General features: G+C 65.6%; 19 protein-coding genes. 13 read left to right on the forward strand and 6 right to left on the reverse strand.

Translation table 11 applies throughout. From position 1 onward, the window contains the following. The first annotated feature begins 65 nt into the window (after positions 1-65). From ACAG21_RS12945 to ACAG21_RS12955, 3 genes are read left to right on the forward strand one after another with little or no spacing between them, the layout of a single operon-like run. Positions 66-215 carry a hypothetical protein gene (locus ACAG21_RS12945; RefSeq protein WP_370496516.1) on the forward strand — a complete coding sequence of 50 codons (150 nt, stop codon included), beginning with the start codon at positions 66-68 and terminating at the stop codon, positions 213-215. A gap of 16 nt (positions 216-231) precedes the next feature. After that, on the forward strand, positions 232-921 hold the full coding sequence (locus tag ACAG21_RS12950; protein ID WP_370496517.1) for a hypothetical protein: 690 nt from the start codon (positions 232-234) through the stop codon (positions 919-921). Next, a complete protein-coding gene (locus ACAG21_RS12955) occupies positions 921-1,229 on the forward strand; it encodes a DUF503 domain-containing protein (RefSeq protein ID WP_370496518.1) in 309 nt (102 codons plus the stop codon). The genes ACAG21_RS12950 and ACAG21_RS12955 overlap by 1 nt, the downstream gene beginning before the upstream one ends. Before the next feature lie 16 nt (positions 1,230-1,245). Here ACAG21_RS12955 and trmI read toward each other — a convergent pair whose 3' ends face one another. Beyond that, on the reverse strand, positions 1,246-2,088 hold the full coding sequence (gene trmI, locus ACAG21_RS12960; RefSeq protein WP_370496519.1) for a tRNA (adenine(58)-N(1))-methyltransferase TrmI: 843 nt from the start codon (positions 2,086-2,088) through the stop codon (positions 1,246-1,248). Between the two features lie 73 nt (positions 2,089-2,161). On the opposite strand from trmI, the gene ACAG21_RS12965 reads away from it, so the two are divergent. After that, entirely contained in the window at positions 2,162-3,052 is an 891-nt protein-coding gene (locus ACAG21_RS12965) for a RecB family exonuclease (protein WP_370496520.1), read from the forward strand. Between the two features lie 10 nt (positions 3,053-3,062). On the opposite strand, the gene ACAG21_RS12970 is transcribed toward ACAG21_RS12965, so the two are convergent. From ACAG21_RS12970 to ACAG21_RS12990, 5 genes are all read right to left on the reverse strand, one after another. Beyond that, the gene (locus tag ACAG21_RS12970) at positions 3,063-4,433 is read right to left on the reverse strand and encodes an FAD-containing oxidoreductase (RefSeq protein WP_370496521.1); all 1,371 of its coding nucleotides are present in this window, start codon (positions 4,431-4,433) and stop codon (positions 3,063-3,065) included. Then, positions 4,430-4,942 (reverse strand): DUF4126 domain-containing protein, encoded by a 513-nt coding sequence (locus tag ACAG21_RS12975; RefSeq protein ID WP_370496522.1) that lies wholly within the window; start codon positions 4,940-4,942, stop codon positions 4,430-4,432. Before ACAG21_RS12975 ends, ACAG21_RS12970 begins: the two co-directional genes overlap by 4 nt. Positions 4,943-5,052: 110 nt before the next feature. Further along, positions 5,053-5,910, reverse strand: a complete 858-nt coding sequence (gene hisG, locus ACAG21_RS12980) for an ATP phosphoribosyltransferase (protein WP_370496523.1) — start codon at positions 5,908-5,910, stop codon at positions 5,053-5,055. A gap of 2 nt (positions 5,911-5,912) precedes the next feature. Beyond that, entirely contained in the window at positions 5,913-6,194 is a 282-nt protein-coding gene (locus ACAG21_RS12985) for a phosphoribosyl-ATP diphosphatase (protein WP_090603224.1), read from the reverse strand. Between the two features lie 104 nt (positions 6,195-6,298). Then, positions 6,299-6,901, reverse strand: a complete 603-nt coding sequence (locus ACAG21_RS12990; protein ID WP_370496524.1) for a TetR/AcrR family transcriptional regulator — start codon at positions 6,899-6,901, stop codon at positions 6,299-6,301. Positions 6,902-7,203: 302 nt separating this feature from the next. Here ACAG21_RS12990 and ACAG21_RS12995 point away from each other — a divergent pair, with 302 nt between their 5' ends. From ACAG21_RS12995 to ACAG21_RS13035, 9 genes are all read left to right on the forward strand, one after another. Further along, a complete protein-coding gene (locus ACAG21_RS12995) occupies positions 7,204-8,043 on the forward strand; it encodes an MlaE family ABC transporter permease (protein WP_370496525.1) in 840 nt (279 codons plus the stop codon). Between the two features lies 1 nt (position 8,044). After that, positions 8,045-8,908 carry an ABC transporter permease gene (locus ACAG21_RS13000; RefSeq protein WP_370496526.1) on the forward strand — a complete coding sequence of 288 codons (864 nt, stop codon included), beginning with the start codon at positions 8,045-8,047 and terminating at the stop codon, positions 8,906-8,908. A gap of 112 nt (positions 8,909-9,020) precedes the next feature. Next, positions 9,021-10,499 (forward strand): MCE family protein, encoded by a 1,479-nt coding sequence (locus ACAG21_RS13005; protein ID WP_370496637.1) that lies wholly within the window; start codon positions 9,021-9,023, stop codon positions 10,497-10,499. Positions 10,500-10,506: 7 nt separating this feature from the next. Further along, positions 10,507-11,562, forward strand: a complete 1,056-nt coding sequence (locus ACAG21_RS13010; protein WP_370496527.1) for an MlaD family protein — start codon at positions 10,507-10,509, stop codon at positions 11,560-11,562. Then, entirely contained in the window at positions 11,555-12,610 is a 1,056-nt protein-coding gene (locus ACAG21_RS13015) for an MlaD family protein (protein ID WP_370496528.1), read from the forward strand. The genes ACAG21_RS13010 and ACAG21_RS13015 overlap by 8 nt, the downstream gene beginning before the upstream one ends. Beyond that, positions 12,610-13,728 carry an MCE family protein gene (locus tag ACAG21_RS13020; RefSeq protein WP_370496529.1) on the forward strand — a complete coding sequence of 373 codons (1,119 nt, stop codon included), beginning with the start codon at positions 12,610-12,612 and terminating at the stop codon, positions 13,726-13,728. Before ACAG21_RS13015 ends, ACAG21_RS13020 begins: the two co-directional genes overlap by 1 nt. After that, positions 13,725-14,933 carry an MCE family protein gene (locus ACAG21_RS13025; protein ID WP_370496530.1) on the forward strand — a complete coding sequence of 403 codons (1,209 nt, stop codon included), beginning with the start codon at positions 13,725-13,727 and terminating at the stop codon, positions 14,931-14,933. Before ACAG21_RS13020 ends, ACAG21_RS13025 begins: the two co-directional genes overlap by 4 nt. Then, entirely contained in the window at positions 14,930-16,180 is a 1,251-nt protein-coding gene (locus ACAG21_RS13030) for an MCE family protein (protein ID WP_370496531.1), read from the forward strand. Before ACAG21_RS13025 ends, ACAG21_RS13030 begins: the two co-directional genes overlap by 4 nt. A gap of 26 nt (positions 16,181-16,206) precedes the next feature. Then, a complete protein-coding gene (locus ACAG21_RS13035) occupies positions 16,207-16,917 on the forward strand; it encodes a DUF3329 domain-containing protein (protein WP_370496532.1) in 711 nt (236 codons plus the stop codon). Positions 16,918-16,927 lie beyond the last annotated feature (10 nt).

A 16,927-nucleotide genomic window follows, 5' to 3' on the forward strand; every position in this document is an offset into this window, starting at 1 on the left:
AAAGTCGCGTCTTTACTCCCGCTGGTAACCTCGGCGTCGATTTGGGACCACCGAAAGGACACCCCGTGACCGCAAAACCCCTCACCACAGGCCTTGCCGTGGTCGCGGTCATCAACGCAATGTTTCCAACTGTGACTTCCATTGCACCAGTTGGCCAGATCGCGGCAACCACCGCCCTGCACGAATCAGGCCTCGAATCAGACGGCGCCGAATAGCCCGGCCGGTCAACGGATGCACCGACACCTGTCCGTAGCGCTGAGCGCCGCCACCGCCGTGGCGGTCTTCGGGGTCGCTGCATGCTCGCACAGCGAACCCAAGGTGCTGCCGTCGACAAGTCTGGCGGTGCCGGTGCCGACGTCGAGCCCGCTGATCGTCGCGACTCCGCCGACCGCGCCGCTGCCGGTGCCCGAAGCTCTGGTCGAAGTGCTGAACCGGCTTGTCGATCCGAACGTCCCGGGGATGAACAAGGTGAACCTCGTCGAAGGCGCGACGCCGGAAAGCGCGGCCACGCTGGACAAGTTCGTCAACGCGCTGCGCGACAACGGCTACCTGCCGATGACGTTCGTGGCGAACAACATCGCGTGGTCGGACAAGAATCCGGCCAACGTGATGGCCACGGTCAGCGTCAACACCGCCAAGGGGCCCAACGGCGCGTTCACCTTCCCGATGGAGTTCGCTCCGCTGGCGGGCGGCTGGCAGCTTTCGCGCAAGACAGCGGAAATGCTGTTGGCGCTGGGCAACTCGCCGGCCCCGCCGCCCCCGCCACCCAGCCCGACGATTCCGCTGCCCCCGCCGCCGGAACCGGTCCAACCGCCTTCTCCCTCGCCTGCGCCGCCGTCAGCGGCGCCGCCTGCGCCCGCTGCGCCGGCGACGCCCGCGCCGCCTGCCGAGTCCGCGCCCGCACAACCGGCGCCCGGCTGATGTGGATCGCCTGGCTCGAATTCGACGTGCTGCTGGGCCCGGAGCTTGGGGTGCGATCGCTCAAGGAGAAGCGTTCGATGATCCGTCCCGTCGTCGCCGAGTTGCGCCGCAAGTTCAGCGTGTCGGCCGCCGAGACCGGTTCGCAGGAGCTGCATCGGCGAGCGGGTATCGGGGTGGCCCTGGTGTCCGGTGACCGGGCGCATGCCGTCGACGTCCTGGACGCGGCCGAGCGTCTGGTCGCCGCCCATCCCGAGTTCGAACTGCTGTCGGTGCGGCGCTCGCTGGTGCGCAGCGAGGACCAGGACTAGCCAGGACTAGCTGGGCCTAGCCGTCCCGGCCCGCCCGCTTGCGGCCCAACGGCATCGGAGCCACCGTGCCCGGCGCGAGCCGTCGCGACGCCACCAGGAACGCGGTGTGGCCGCGCATGGTGTGCTGCGGCCGGACCGCCAGGCCGACGACATGCCAACCGCGCTGCATCGTCTCCCAGGCGCGCGGTTCGGTCCAGCACTGCTGGGCCCGCAGCGCCTCCACCACCTTCGACAGCTGAGTGACCGTGGCCACGTAGACCAGCAGCACCCCGCCGGCGACGACGAGCCGCGATACCGCGTCCAGCACCTCCCACGGCGACAGCATGTCCAGCACGGCCCGGTCGAAGGAGCCGTCGGGCAACCCGGAGTCGACGACGTCGCCGATGATCAGCTCCCAGTTGGCCGGCGCCCCGCCGAAGAAGACGTCCACGTTGCGCCGCGCATGTTCGGCGTGATCCGCACGCACTTCGTAGGACACCACCCGCCCCTCGGGACCCACCGCGCGCAACAGCGAACAGGTCAGCGCGCCGGAGCCGGCTCCGGCCTCCAGCACGCGGGCGCCCGGAAAGATGTCGCCCTCGTGCACGATCTGCGCGGCGTCCTTGGGATAGATGACCTGCGGCCCGCGCGGCATCGACATGATGTAGTCGACCAGTAACGGACGCAGCACCAGGTACGGGTTGCCGTTGCTGGACTTGACCACGCTGCCCTGTTCCAGCCCGATGATCGTGTCGTGCGGGATCGCACCGCGGTGAGTGTGGAACTCCGCACCCTCGGTCAGCTCCACCGTGTAGTGACGGCCCTTGGCGTCGGTGAGCTGAACGCGCTCGCCGACGACGAATGGACCGGTGTTGGACACGCCGTTCAGCGTGCCAGCCGACTCGCCGTTGCCGATGCTCGGGGTTGTCGGTACGGCGTCCTAGGCTGCGAATATGACCGACCAGCCAGAAGAGCAGGCGCGGGCGGCTTCCAGAGCGGCGTCGCGTCCGGCACTCTCGCCGTCGCGAGCGGCCGACTTCAAGCAGTGCCCGCTGCTGTACCGGTTCCGTGCGATCGACCGACTGCCGGAGCCGCCGTCGACGGCGCAGATCCGCGGGTCGGTCGTGCACGCCGCGCTCGAGCAGCTTTACGGTCTGCCCGCGGCCTCGCGCGATCCCCAGACCGCGATCTCGCTGCTCGAGCCCGCATGGGAGCAGGTGATCGCCGCCGAACCCGGCCGGTTCGGCGAACTGGACACCGGGCAGCGCGCCCAGGTACTCGACGAAGCTCGCGCGCTGCTGTCCGGCTATTACCGGCTGGAAGACCCGACTCGATTCGACCCGCAGTGCTGCGAGCAGCGGGTGGAGGTCGAACTCGCCGACGGCACGCTGCTGCGCGGCTTCATCGACCGGATCGACGTCGCCGCGACCGGCGAGCTGCGGGTGGTCGACTACAAGACGGGCAAGGCGCCGCCGGAGGCGCGGGCACTGGCCGAGTTCAAGGCGATGTTTCAGATGAAGTTCTATGCGGTTGCGCTGCTGCGCACCCGCGGGGTGCCGCCGACCCGGCTGCGCCTGATCTACCTCGCCGACGGCCAGGTGCTGGACTACTCGCCCGAGCTCGACGAGCTGGAGCGCTTCGAGAAGACCTTGATGGCGATTTGGCGTGCCATCCAATCTGCCGGTGCGACAGGCGATTTCCGCCCCAGCAAGTCGCGATTGTGCGACTGGTGTCCGCACCAGGAGTTCTGTCCGGTTTTCGGCGGCACCCCACCGCCCTACCCCGGCTGGCCGGATGATGTTCGAGCGCAAGCCATTTCGTGTTCGAGCGAGCCGGCGGCATGATCGCCACCGGCTAGTCGAGCGGCGACATCTCCTGCAGCATGGTGGGAATGAGCTCGCTGACGGTGGGATGAATGTGCATCGTGCGCGACAACGTGGTGTAGGGCACTTTGGCCGACATGACATCCAGAATGGCATGGATCGCCTCGTCACCGCCGACCCCGAGGATGGCCGCGCCGAGGATCTGGTCGGTTTCCGCGTCGACGACCACCTGCATAAAGCCTTGCGTCTCACCCTTTTCCACTGCTCGGCCAACTTTGGTCATCGGCCGCTTGCCGATCAGCGCCTTGCGGCCCGACGCGCGGACCTCGCCGACGGTCATTCCGGCGCGGCCCAGCGGTGGATCGATGTAGAGCGCGTAGGTGGTGATGCGGTCGCTGACCCGGCGTGGATCGTCGTCGAGCAGGTTGGCGGCCACGATCTCGTAGTCGTTGTACGAGGTGTGGGTGAATGCGCCCTTGCCGTTGCAGTCGCCCATCGCCCAGATGTGATCGACGTTGGTCTTGAGCGCGTCGTCGACGACGATGTAGCCGCGCGCGTCGGTCCGCACACCGGCGGCCTGCAGTCCCAGATCGTCGGTGTTGGGCCGGCGCCCCACCGCCATCAACAGGTGACTTCCCGCGATGGGGTCGGCCCCGGCGCGGGGGGTGAGTTCGAATCCGTTGTCGCTTTTGGCGATCCGCACATCGTCGGCATCCACGATGATCTCGATGCCTTCGGCTTCCAGGATTTCCTTGATGGTGGCCGAGACATCCTCGTCTTCGCGGGGGGCCAACCGCGGGCCCCGCTCCACCACGGTGACCGCCGCGCCGAAGCGCCGGTACATCTGGGCGAACTCCAGAGCGATGTAACTGCCGCCGACGATGACGAGATGCGTTGGCAGCGTGTCGAGTTCGAGAATGGACACGTTGGTGAGGTAGTCGACATCGGCCAGGCCCGGGATGTCGGGCACGACGGCGCGGCCACCGACGTTGAGGAAGATCCGGTCGGCGTGCAGCTCCCGGTCGTCGACGCGCACGGTGTGCGGGTCGGTGAAGCGGGCGTGGCCGCGAACGACGGTGCAGCCGTCCATGCCCTCGAGCCAGTCCTCGACACCCTTGCGGTCGGCGAGCACGATGCCGTCTTTGCGGTCCTTGACTTTCCCCATGTCCACGCTGATCCACCCGGTCGCCACACCGTATTCGCTGCTGCGACGGGCGAGTTGGGCGGCGTGTGCGCTGGCGACCAGCGTCTTGGTCGGGATGCATCCGTTGTTGACGCAGGTGCCGCCGACCAGCTTGCGCTCGACGATCGCGACGCGCTGCCCCGCGGCGGTCAGCCGACCCGCAAGCGGGGGTCCGGCTTGGCCGGCGCCGACGATGATCGCATCGAAATGCTCGCTCACTTAACGGCCGAGACGAGGTATTCGGCCAGCACGTGACCGGTCAGTGCCGCGACGGCGAACCCGCCCAGGATCGCGACCGCATCCTCGAGCAGCGCGATCGGCAGGTCCCGCCCGCCGCTGACCGCCACCAGCCGCTTGCGTGCCTGATAGCCACCGAGGGTGCCCAGCACCGCGCCGATGATGCCGGCCCCCAGCGCGGTGAACGTCCAGTGCGGCCAGGCGCCCAGCGCCGCGCCCGCGAGCCCGCCCATCAGGAGCCGGGCCGCGAAGACCGGCGGCGCCGTCCGCGGCGGCGTCTTGGGCAGCTTGTCGTTCACCAATTCGCCGACGGCCAGAAGGCTGAAGATGACGACGGTGATGATGTTGCCCAGCCACGATGCCCAGGTGCCGTGCAAGTCGATCCAGCCGAGGTAGGCGGCCCACGCGACCACCGCGGGCGCCGTCAGGGAGCGCAGCCCCGCGACAACGCCAATCAGCAAAGCCAGCAACAGAACAAGGACATGCGTCACGGCAACCCTCCTGGGGGATGAACAGCGCGGCAATCATAAGAGCGGGCGGCGGCCGTAAGGGCCCCCTCCCCTAGCCGGACGCTAACACAGCCTGGGCCGGGCTGGTGAGATCAGAATCGGCAGAACCTGATATCGGACGCCAGGATCGCTTTGGCGCCGATGGACGCGAGCTCGTCCATGATCTCGTTGACGCCCCGACGCGGCACCAGCGCGCGGATCGCGACCCAGTCCGGGTCGGCGAGCGGGGCGATGGTCGGCGACTCCAGGCCCGGAGTGATTGACGTGGCCTGATCCAGCACCGACCGCGGGCAGTCGTAGTCGAGCATCAAATACTGCTGCCCGAACACCACACCCTGAATCCGGGCGACCAGCTGATCGCGTGCCGCCCGCTGTGCACCGTCGCGGTCCCCGGCGGCGCGCTCGATCAGCACCGCCTCCGAATCACACAGCGGCTCACCGAAGGCCACGAGATCGTGCAGGCTCAGGGTGCGGCCGGACCCGACCACGTCTGCGATCGCGTCGGCCACGCCGAGCTGCACCGAAATCTCCACGGCACCGTCAAGCCTGATGACGGTCGCTTCAATTCCCTTGTCCGCCAAATCTTTTCGGACCAGATTCGGGTAGGCGGTGGCGATTCGCTTGCCGGCCAGGTCGGCCGTCGTCCAGTCGAAACCGGCCGGACCCGCATAGCGGAAGCTGGACGAACCGAAACCCAGTGCCAGGCATTCGGTCACCGGCGCGTCCGAGTCGAGCACCAGGTCGCGCCCGGTGATGCCGAAGTCGAGCTGTCCCGAACCGACGTAGATGGCAATGTCTTTGGGCCGCAGAAAGAAGAACTCGACCTGGTTGGCGCGGTCGATGACGGTGAGGTCTTTGGAATCGGTGCGCCGCCGGTAGCCGGCCTCCGAGAGGATCTCACTGGCCGGCTCACTGAGCGTGCCCTTGTTCGGCACGGCGACTCGCAGCATGTTCATAGCTTCCGATAGACGTCGTCGAGGGACAGTCCGCGCGCGATCATCAGCACCTGAGCCCAGTACAGCAACTGACTGATCTCCTCGGCCAATGCGTCGTTGGATTCGTGCTCGGCGGCCAGCCACACCTCGCCCGCCTCTTCCAGGATCTTCTTGCCCAGCCCATGAATCCCGCCGTCGAGCGCGGCGACCGTGGCACTGCCGGCCGGTCGGGTGCGGGCACGGTCGCCGAGTTCGGCGAACAGATCCTCGAATGTCTTCACGGCCAGCGATTGTTTCACGAGGCAGCGAGCAAAGTCACCTTGGTTTCGCGCCGCTGACGACGCCTGACGGCGCCTACCGGCGATCCCCAAGCCCCACAGGTTGTTTCGGGGAGCAGAGCCCGTCAGGCGAACCCGGCGAGCGTGGTGCGCAGCGCGTATTCCAATTGAACATTGAACAGTCCGCTCGGGGCGGTGTCCGGGTTCAGCCAGCGGTCGAGGACGAATTTGACTGTGGCCAAACTCGTGTGAACCAGCAGAGCGGGTCGGACGTCGTCCGTCGGATCGACGTCCAGGCGCAAAGCCACCTGCTCCAGGAACTTCTCGTGATCGGTCTCGCTGACCAGCGCCGTTTTACTCAGCAAGTGTGGCGCGGTGGCGATCGCATGGCGCCAGGTATCCAAATTGTCGAGTTCATCCGCGTTGCGGGCACGAATGACGAATACCTGAATCAACGCCTCGACGGCCGACTCGCCGGGCGGCCTCGCGCTGTACGAACGAACGATTTCGCCGATCGCCTCCCGAACAGGATCGACCAAAAGGCCCTCTTTTGTGGGTGCGTGCCGGAAATAGGTACTGATAGAAATTCCGGCGGCCGAGGCGATCTCCTCGGTGGTGACGGCATCGAATCCGTGCTTGGCGAAAAGCTCGAATGCGGTGTGCTGGATCTGCGTGAGCAATTGCGCGCGGCGCCGGTCCCGTAACGAGCCGGTGTTTGCTGTGGGCATGCCATAACCTTCGTCGAGCTGACATTCCAGCGCGTCGGTGCCGTTCAGTGACGATCGCAGGTGAGTGACTCTACACTATTGAAAGTCGCTATCAACTAGGCTAGTGTGACTCAGCACACACCGAGAACCGCAGTTCACAGAGCCTCGTGACATTACCTTTATGCAGATGCGCTGCACGGCACCCGGCCCCTACTGTTCTGCACTCGAGCACTTATTGGTGGGGGGAACGCCAATGGAGGCGGCAGCTGGTGCGCAATGACCGGTAGATTTGGTTTGCTAGACGGACTACCGGTGACGCGCGGATGACGACCCAGGAAGACGGCGTCGTCGCGATTCAGAACTGGTCTGTCGGCTACGTCAAACGTCATCCGATCGCGTCGCTGACGACGGTGGGCGAGCAGTTCGTCCTCGGCGTGCGCACGATTCAGTACTTCTTTTTCGACCTGGCGACTGGTCGATTTCAGTGGCAGGAATTCGTCCGACAGGGCGCGTTCATGGCGGGCACCGCGGTACTGCCGACCATTCTGGTGTCACTGCCGATCAGCGTCACCCTGTCCATTCAATTCGCCCTGCTCGCCGGGCAGGTGGGCGCCACCTCGCTGGCCGGCGCGGCCAGCGGTCTGGCCGTCATCCGGCAGGGCGCGTCGTTGGTCGCCGCCGTGTTGATGGCGTCGGCCGTCGGCTCGGCGATCACCGCCGATCTGGGGTCACGAACCATGCGCGAGGAAACCGACGCGATGGAGGTGATGGGCGTATCGGTGATCCGCCGTCTGGTGGTACCGCGCTTTGCCGCGGCGATCATGATCGGCGTCGCGCTCACCGGTGTCGTGTGCTTTGTCGGATTCTTCGCGAGCTACATGTTCAACGTGTATTTCCAGAACGGCGCGCCCGGGAGTTTCGTGTCGACCTTCGCATCCTTTGCGACCACCGACGACATGATTCTGGCGTTGGTGAAAGCCGTTATTTTCGGCGCGATCGTCGCCGTCGTGTCCGCGCAGAAAGGCCTGTCCACAGTCGGTGGCCCAACGGGCGTCGCGAACTCGGTCAATGCCGCTGTCGTCGAAGCGATCCTGCTGCTGATGATCGTCAATGTCGCGATCAGCCAGCTCTACATCATGCTGGTGCCCAGGACGGGGCTCTGACATGGCGGCCGCCCCGTACCTGCCGTTCGCGCCCATCACCGTCCCGGTTCTGCGGCTGTACCACCGGGGCACCGTGCCGATCATCCGGCTGGGCCATTTGCTGGTCTTTTTCGTCCGGGCTCTGGTCGCGGTGCCTCTCGCGTTGCGCCAGTACCGCGGCGAGTTCCTGCGGCTGCTGTCGAACATCACCTGGGGCAACGGCTCGATCGTGGTGGGTGGCGGAACCGCTGGTGTGGCCGTGGTTCTCGGCATGACCGTGGGCGCACTGGTCGGCATCGAGGGGTACAACTTCCTGGACCTGCTGGGCCTCGGGCCGGCCACCGGTTTCGTCTCGTCGTTGGTCAACACCCGCGAGCTGGCACCGCTGATGGCATCGCTGGCGTTCGCCATGCAGGGCGGTTGCCGTTTTACCGCCCAGTTGGGGTCGATGCGGATCGCCGAGGAGATCGATGCGCTGGAATCCATTGCGATCCGGCCGATTCCGTATCTGGTGACGACGCGGCTGATCGCCTCGGTCGCGGCCATCGTCCCGCTGTACGTGGCGTGCCTGGCGATCGGCTATCTGACCACCCAGCTCGTGGTCGGCATCAGCAGCGGTGGCTCCACGGGCTCCTACCTGCATTACTTCACGCTGATGCTGGCCGGCCAGGACATCGTCTACTCGTTGATCAAGGCCGTGATCTTCGTGTGGATCGCGTCCACTATTCAGTGCTACTACGGCTATTACGCGACCGGTGGCCCGGAGGGCGTCGGGGTGGCCGCCGGGCATGGCATGAGGGCCAGCATCACCGTCGTGATCATGGTGAACATGCTGCTCACCATGGCGTTGTGGGGGGTAGACGCCGGCGCAAGGTTCGGTGGTTAGGCAGGTGGGTAAGCCGAATTCCTTTGAGTTGGACGGCCGCGGGCCCTCGGACCGGCAGTTGCTTCTCACCGGCACCGCGGTGGCAGTGGTTGCGGCGCTGCTTACCGTCGCGATGCTGCTCAAGTCCACCGGCCGGCTCAACGACTACGTCCGGGTGGTCGCCGATCTGCTCAACGTCGGCGACGGGCTGCCGCAGAAGTCCGACGTCAAGTATCACGGCGTGCTCGTCGGGACGGTCGATGACGTGGTCCCCGCGTCCAACGGGAAGCCCAATTACGTCCACATCGATCTCAAAACCGAGTACGCCAAGTCGATTCCGGCCGGGGTCACCGCTCGCGTGGTGCCCAGCAACGTCTTCGCGGTGTCGTCGGTGCAGTTGGTAGGCCCCGCGGGACAGCAGGGCCCGGGCGGGGCGATCCGCCCCGGCGCGCACATCCCCGAAGACACCCGGCTTCCGACCGTGCTGTTTCAGACCACCGTCAGCAAGTTGCGCGACCTGCTGGCAGCCGCCGGCCGTGGCCGCGACGACAGATCCATCGGGATCCTGGCCGCACTGGGTGCGGCCACCGACCACCGTCGCGTTCCGTTGCTGAACGCCGGAGCACAGCTGAATCGCCTTCTCGACCAATTAAATTCGATCGTCAGCACCGACACTGGGCCGTCGACCGTGTCCGCGCTCGTCGATGCGGCCCGTGGGCTGCAGGCCACCGCACCCGATCTGCTCGACGCCCTGCACCAGGCCGTCGAACCGATGCAAACCTTCGCCGAGACGCGGGGACAGTTGACCTCGCTGCTCTCCGGCGCCGAGGACACCGTCGCGACGGTGCATCAGTCATTCGATCATCACATCGACCAACTCATTCACATCACCAGCGACTTCACCCCGGTGCTGGGTGTGTTGGCGATGAAGTCGAACAATTTCGTGCCCGCGGTCACCAAGTTGGACAACCTGGCCAACAGGTTCATGGAGGAAGTCTGGGTGCCGGGCCAAGACGTCGGCAATATGCGCGCGATGCTGACCTTTACCCCGAGCTCCACCTACACCCGTGCGGACTGTCCACATTACGGAGACCTGAAGGGGCCCAGCTGCTTTACCGCACCGCTGATCCCGGTGCGGCCCGACCTGCCGGAAGTGTTGCTGCCGCAGAACTATCAGCCACCCAAGGATCTGGCGCCGCCACCGGGAACCGTCATCGGCCCGAACGGAAACCTCGTCGCCGTCGGACCACCGTTGATCAACCCCAATCCCGACCTAATCGACCCCAATCCCCCACTGGCCCCGGGGATTACACCGTCGCCGCCGGTGCCGGGCAGCGCCAATCCCGATAACCCGGTACCCGGTGCTCCCGCAACTCCTTCGCCGAACGCACCGTGGGTCGCGCCGGTGGCGCCGAAGGCACCGTGGATACCGCAATCGGCCTTCGGCGGCAACGTCGGACCCGTCGGCAGCCAATACGAGCGCAACATGCTCAGCGTGATCACCGGCCAGACTGCCACCCCGGCCACCGAGCTATTGCTGGGACCGGTGGCCCGCGGATCCACGGTCTCTTTGAGTCATGCCCCAAAACTCGCAGTCGGACAACCCAAGTGAGATGCGAATGAGATTTCGTGCGCCGCTGATCGGTCTCACCTTGTTCATGGTCGTCGCGCTGACGCTGACCTGGCTGGTTTACGTGAGCCTGCGACGTGACGTTGCCGGCGACACGGCCAAGTATGCGGCGCTGTTCACCGATGTCTACGGGCTTCGCGAAGGCGACGACGTCCGGATGGCCGGGGTGCGGGTGGGCCGGGTGGAAAGCGTGGAACTCGACGGGAAACTCGCGAGGGTGGCTTTCGTGGTGCAAACCGCTCAACACCTGTACGGCAACACCGTCGCGTCGGTGACGTACCAAAACATCGTCGGGCAGCGTTATCTCGGGCTGTCGTTAGGACCGGAGGGCAGTCGAAGCCTGCTCCCGCCGGGCAGTGTGCTGCCGTTGGAACGCACCGAACCATCGTTTGACGTCACCGCGCTGCTCAACGGCTACGAGCCGCTGTTCAGCCTGCTGAACCCACAGGACGCCGACAACCTCACCAAGGGAATCATCGCCTCGCTGCAGGGCGACACCTCGTCACTGACCACGCTGATCAGCCAGACATCGACGCTCACACAGACATTCGCCGGACGAGACCAAGCCCTTGGCGACGTGATCACCAATCTCAACAAGGTGGTCGGCAACCTGGCGCGGCAGAACGACAATTTCGACGGGGTCATCACCCAAACCCGTGACGTGGTCGACCAACTCGACCGCCGACGTCCCGAGCTGGTGGCTTCGCTGGGTTCACTGTCGCGGGTGATGGGCCGGTTGTCGACGTCGGCCAACGACGTCTACCCGGCGCTGCGTGAATTCATCGACCGCAAACCCGGTGTGTCCAGGCACCTGATGGATGTCGAGCCGCAGGTGGCCTTTTTCGGCGACAACATCCCGCTGCTACTCAAAGGGCTTGTCCGAGTCGGCAACCAGGGCGCTTACGGCAACGCATATGTGTGCGACGTCAACTTCATGGGCTTCTTCCCCGGCCTGAACGACGTCGTGCCGATCATCGTCGCCGCGGCCACCCCGGGTAACAAGACGTGGCACACGCCGAGATGCAGGAGCACCGCCGGTGGCTGATTCGTCCGTCTGGCTTCGACTTTCGAGGATCAGGAAGCGTCCGCTGGAAAGCTACAACACCACCTGGATGGGGTTTATCGCCGTCACGGTGGTCGCGGTCGTGATCGGGGGCATGCTGGCGGTGCACGCGCTCGGTGCCGGCTACCGGCACTACACCGCCGAGTTTCTGCAGGCCGCCTCGCTGCGGGCCGGCAACCCGATCGTGGTCGCGGGCATCCCGGTCGGCGAAGTGACCAGCATGAAACTCGACGGCGATCACGTCGAGGCGGGGCTGAAGATCCGCGACAATATCGTGCTGGGCAAGGATTCTCGAGCCACGATCAAGGTCACCACGATCCTGGGCTCGCGTTATCTCTCGGTGCGGCCCAACGGCTCGGCCGCGTTACCCCACGGCACCTTTGACCTGGCGCACACCGAGGTTCCCTACGATCTGCAATCCGCGTTGCAGGATGCCACGACGACGTTCGAGCAGGTCGACTCCGACCGGTTCGCGCAATCGCTTGCGGTGCTGGGCAAACAACTCGAGGGCCTGCCCGCGGTGGTGCCCCAGGCGATGACGAACATTCACTCGCTGTCGTCGATCATCGCGGTGCGACGCGACCAACTGGGTCAGCTGCTGGGCAGCACCGAACGGGTGACCAACACATTGCGGCGCCAGCAGGCCGGCCTCGGCAATCTGATCAACCAGGGACAGGATCTGCTGGGCCAATTCGTCGCGCGGCGAGCCGTTTTCCACGCGATGATGCAATCGCTGACCAACCTCGTCAACACCATGAGCCAGATCGTGGTCAACGACCGGTCAGGTCTTGACTCGCTGATCGCCGACATGCGCGACTTCACCGCCATGATGGCGCAACACGACGACCTGCTGAGCAACCTGCTGCAAATCAGCCCAATCTTCTTCCGGGAAGCGGCAAACCTCACCGGCGAGGGCAATGCGCTGAATTTCAACGCCAACAACGTCCCGCTCGTCGACTCGTGGATGTGCGCCATCAGCGGCCGCGCCAAGCAGTTCGGGATGATCCAATACTTCAAGGACTGCAAGTGATGGCCTCGAAGATCCGGTCCAAGGCAGTGGCGATCCTCGCCGCCCTGGTGGTGGCGGCCGCGGCCGTCGGGGTCTCGTGGTGGTACCTGGCCCCGGATCAGGACACCATCACAGTAACGGCCCAATTCGACAGTGCCTCAGGCCTTTACGAGGGCAACGTGGTCGCGGTACTGGGAATGCCGGTGGGCAAGATCACCAAGATCAACGCCAAGGGCGGCTACGTCGAAGTCGAATTCACCGTCGATCGCCACGTCAAGGTACCCGCTACCGCCCAAGCCGTCACGGTGTCCACCTCGATCCTCACCGACCGGCAGATCGAGCTGACGCCGCCCTATCGTGGCGGTCCAGTGCTGGAGAACCACGACACCATCGGCCTGACCCGGACCAAGACGCCCGTCGAATTCAGCCGTGTGCTCGGCGTTCTCGACAAGGTCACCAAGTCGCTCGAGGGCGACGGCCACGGCGGTGGCCCCGTCGCCGACGTGCTCAACAACGGCACGAAGGTTGTCGACGGCAACGGCGGGCAGATCAAATCGGCGCTCGACGAGTTGTCCCGGGCGCTGCGCCTGTCCAGCGACGGCGGGGCGGCCACCCGCGAGCAGATCACCACGATCGTCAAGAACATCAGCGCGTTGTTCGACGCGGTCGCCGCCAATGACGGCAAGCTGCGCGAATTCGCCTCCACCATCCACCAAGTCAGCCAGATCATGGCCGACGAGGATATCGGCGGCGGCAGCACCGGACGCAGATTCGACCAACTTGTGCAACGGGCCGGCGAGCTGCTCGACACCAACCGGGACACCATCAAGAATTCTCTGCTCCACGGCAACAAGATGCTGACCATGGTGACCAATCAGCGGCGCGACCTCGCCGAGCTCCTCGATGTGGCACCGATGCTGGCCGACAACGCCTACAACATGATCGACCGCGCCAACGGTGCCGTGCGCGCCCGTTTCCTCACCGACCGATTGGTCTTCGACAGCCAATACACCAAAGAGATCTGCAACTTGATGGGCCTTCGGCAACTCGGGTGCAGCACCGGAACAATCCAGGACTTCGGGCCGGATTTCGGGTTGACCTACGTGCTGGACGGCATGGCCGCGATGGGGCAGAAATGATCACCGCCCGCGTCCGCGTCGCGCTGGCCATGGCGGCCACGGTGCTGATCGCCTCCGGATGCGGCACGAATGGTCTTGCCAGCCTGCCCCTTCCGGCTCCGGGGCTGGGTTCGGGCGGATACACCTTGACCGCGGTGTTCTCCAATGCGCTCAACCTTCCGATGAACGCCAAGGTGAAGCTGGCCGGCGCCGACGTCGGGCAGGTCGAAGCGATGGTCGCACGTGACTACACCGCGGTCACCACGCTGCGGATCAGAAACGGGGTGCGGCTGCCACGCGGCAGCACCGCCGAATTGCGCACCGCCACACCGCTGGGCGACGTGTTCGTCGCGCTCAAGCCTCCTGCCGACGATCCCGACGACGATCCGATGCTGCACGACGGCGACACTATCGGCCTGGATTCGACGGCCGCGGCGGCGACCGTTGAATCGGTGCTGAGTTCGGCGGCGATCCTCGTCAACGGCGGAGCGGTGCGCAATTTCACCAATATCATCAACGGTTTCGGCAAGGCCACCGGTGATCAGGGCCAGGCGTTCGGTGAGCTGATCCGCAAGTCCAACCAGCTGGTCGCAACGCTCGACGCCAGGTCCGACCAGATTTCGGGTGCGTTGACCGAATTGTCCCGTCTGGCAGACGAACTCGATGCCAAGGACGCCACCATCACCGACCTGATGACTGCGGCCCGGCCCGCCACCTCGGCCCTGGCCGACAACACCACCCAGCTGTCGGATCTCGCCGTGCAGGTGGGCAACACCTCCCGGTTGCTGGCCAGGTTCCCGTCGATCGGGGGAACCGACACCAGCGGCCGCAGCATGATCCGCGACCTCAACACGATCGCCGGAGCCGCCAACGACGTTGCGGTAAGCCCGGACACCAGCTTTTACGCGATCAACCGGCTGATTCCGCCCTTGGTCAAATCGACGTCGGGAAGCGCGATTTCGGTGCACGTGGGCGTCGACAAGCTGATCCTCGGATCGCTGCCCGACATCGGGTATCCCGGCGACATCGGGCTGCACGGACCGCACCACTACAACATGAACCTTCTCGTCGGCACCCTGAAATACACCCTGTGGCGACTGCAAGAACGCGTGGTCGGGCGGGGACCGAACTCGCCACAGGTTCCCGTCATGCCCGACCCGAATATCCCGGGCCAAATCGATCTCGCCCCCGGTCCTTTATCGCCGGCGCCGGGACCGCCGCCATGATCGCCGCAGCCGCCAACGTCGTGGTCCGGGTGGTGCGGACCGCTCACCGCCAGCAGGTCTGGCCGTCGGTGGCCGGACTGGTGCTCACCCTGGTGGTCGGAACCGCTTACCTGCTGATCGGGGCATTGCGGGTAACACCGTTGGCGTCGTCCTACCGAGTCACCGTGCAGCTACCCGAATCCGGTGGCCTGCTGCCCAATCAGGATGTGGCGTTGCGCGGTGTGCGGATTGGTCGCGTCGAGTCGTTGCAGATCACCGACAGTGGAGTCAACGCGATCGCCAGCATCTCGTCGAAGGTGCGGATTCCGGCCAGCAGCGTCGCGCGCGTGTCGGCGCTCTCCCCGGCCGGCGAGCAGTACATCGACTTCCAAGCCGAATCCGATGCCGGACCGTATTTGCACGACGGCAGCCTGATCGCGCTGGCCCACACCAGTGTTCCGGTCAGCCTGGCGCAGTTGCTCGGCGACGCCGACGGGATGCTGGCCCAGGTCGACCCCCGCAAGGTCGAGCTGATCAAGAAGGAACTGAGCCTGAGCGGCCAGGGCCCGGCGAAGCTGGCGGCCATCGTCGACGGCGGCACGTTCTTGTTGTCGACGCTCGATTCGGTGCTGCCCCAAACGACCAGCATCATCAAGACCAGCCGGGTGGTGCTCACCCTGGCCAGTGATAAGAACGCCGGATTAGCCGCCACCGCAACCGAACTCAACCGCACGTTGTCCGGGGTTGCGCGCATGCAAGCCGGCTACCGGAGGCTGACCGCACAGACACCGCAGACGCTGTCGGCGGTCGACAATTTGTTCTCCGACAATTCCGAGACGATGGTGCAGCTGCTGGGCTCCATGGCCACCATGTCGCAATTGCTCTACCAGCGGGTGCCGGCGCTCAACGCACTGTTCCCCGACTACCGCGGCTCGGTGCTGGACGCGGTGACGAGCGCCTTCCACGACCAAGGAGTCTGGGCAATCGCCGATCTCTACCCCCGCTACGTGTGCGACTACGGGACGCCCGCGCACCCGCCATCGGCCGCGGACTACTACGAGCCGTTCATGTACACCTATTGCCGCGACACCGACCCCGCCGTGTCGATCCGCGGGGCCAAGAACGCGCCGCGCCCGGGCGGCGACGACACCGCCGGTCCGCCGCCGGGAGCCGACCTGGGCCGCAGAACCGACCCAACACCTAAGGGCCGCTTCACGATTCCCACGCCATACGGCGGACCCCCGCTGCCGATCGAACCGCCCCACTAGGACCGACCTAAACTCTGACGGAGGAGTTGACTGTGACCGCCACATCCGAGAAAGTTGCCGAGGCCGAAATGCCCGAAGCGCCAAGCTCAGAACCCGAAGACGTCGAGGGCACCGACGTCAAAGACGACGACGTCGCGGGCGGCGAAGCCGACGAGGACGTCAAGGATGCCGAAGCGGCCGACGAAAGCGACGAGGACATTCCGTTCGGGCGTCAGGCCGACAAGGACAAGGCCGACAAGACGCCGCTGCGCAGTCGGCCCTGGGGGCGCTACCTGCGCCGCGGCGCGCTGCCCCTGTTACTCGTTGCCTCGCTTGCGGTTAACGGCCTGCTGGGCTGGCAGCTGTGGCACGAGCATCAGGTGACGCAGGCGGGCCAGCAGGCTCAACAGGCCGCGATCGCCTACGCGCAAGTGCTCACGAGCATCGACTCCAACAAGGTCGACGAGAACTTCCGGCAGGTGCTCGACGGCGCGACCGGCGAGTTCAAAGACATGTACACCCAATCCAGCGTGCAACTTCGGCAGCTGCTGATCGACAATAAGGCAAGCGCCCACGGCGTGGTGGTGGATTCGGCGATTCAGTCCGCATCCACGAATAAGGTTGTGGTGCTTGTCTTTATCGACCAGACCGTGGCCAATTCGCAGTCGCCCGATCCGCGCATCGACCGCAGCCGGATCAAGATGACGATGGAGAAGGTGGACGGCCGCTGGCGGGCCAGCAAAGTCCAGCTCCTCTGAGCCGATGAGC

This window comes from Mycobacterium sp. pR1184 (assembly GCF_041287235.1).
Taxonomy (GTDB): domain Bacteria; phylum Actinomycetota; class Actinomycetes; order Mycobacteriales; family Mycobacteriaceae; genus Mycobacterium.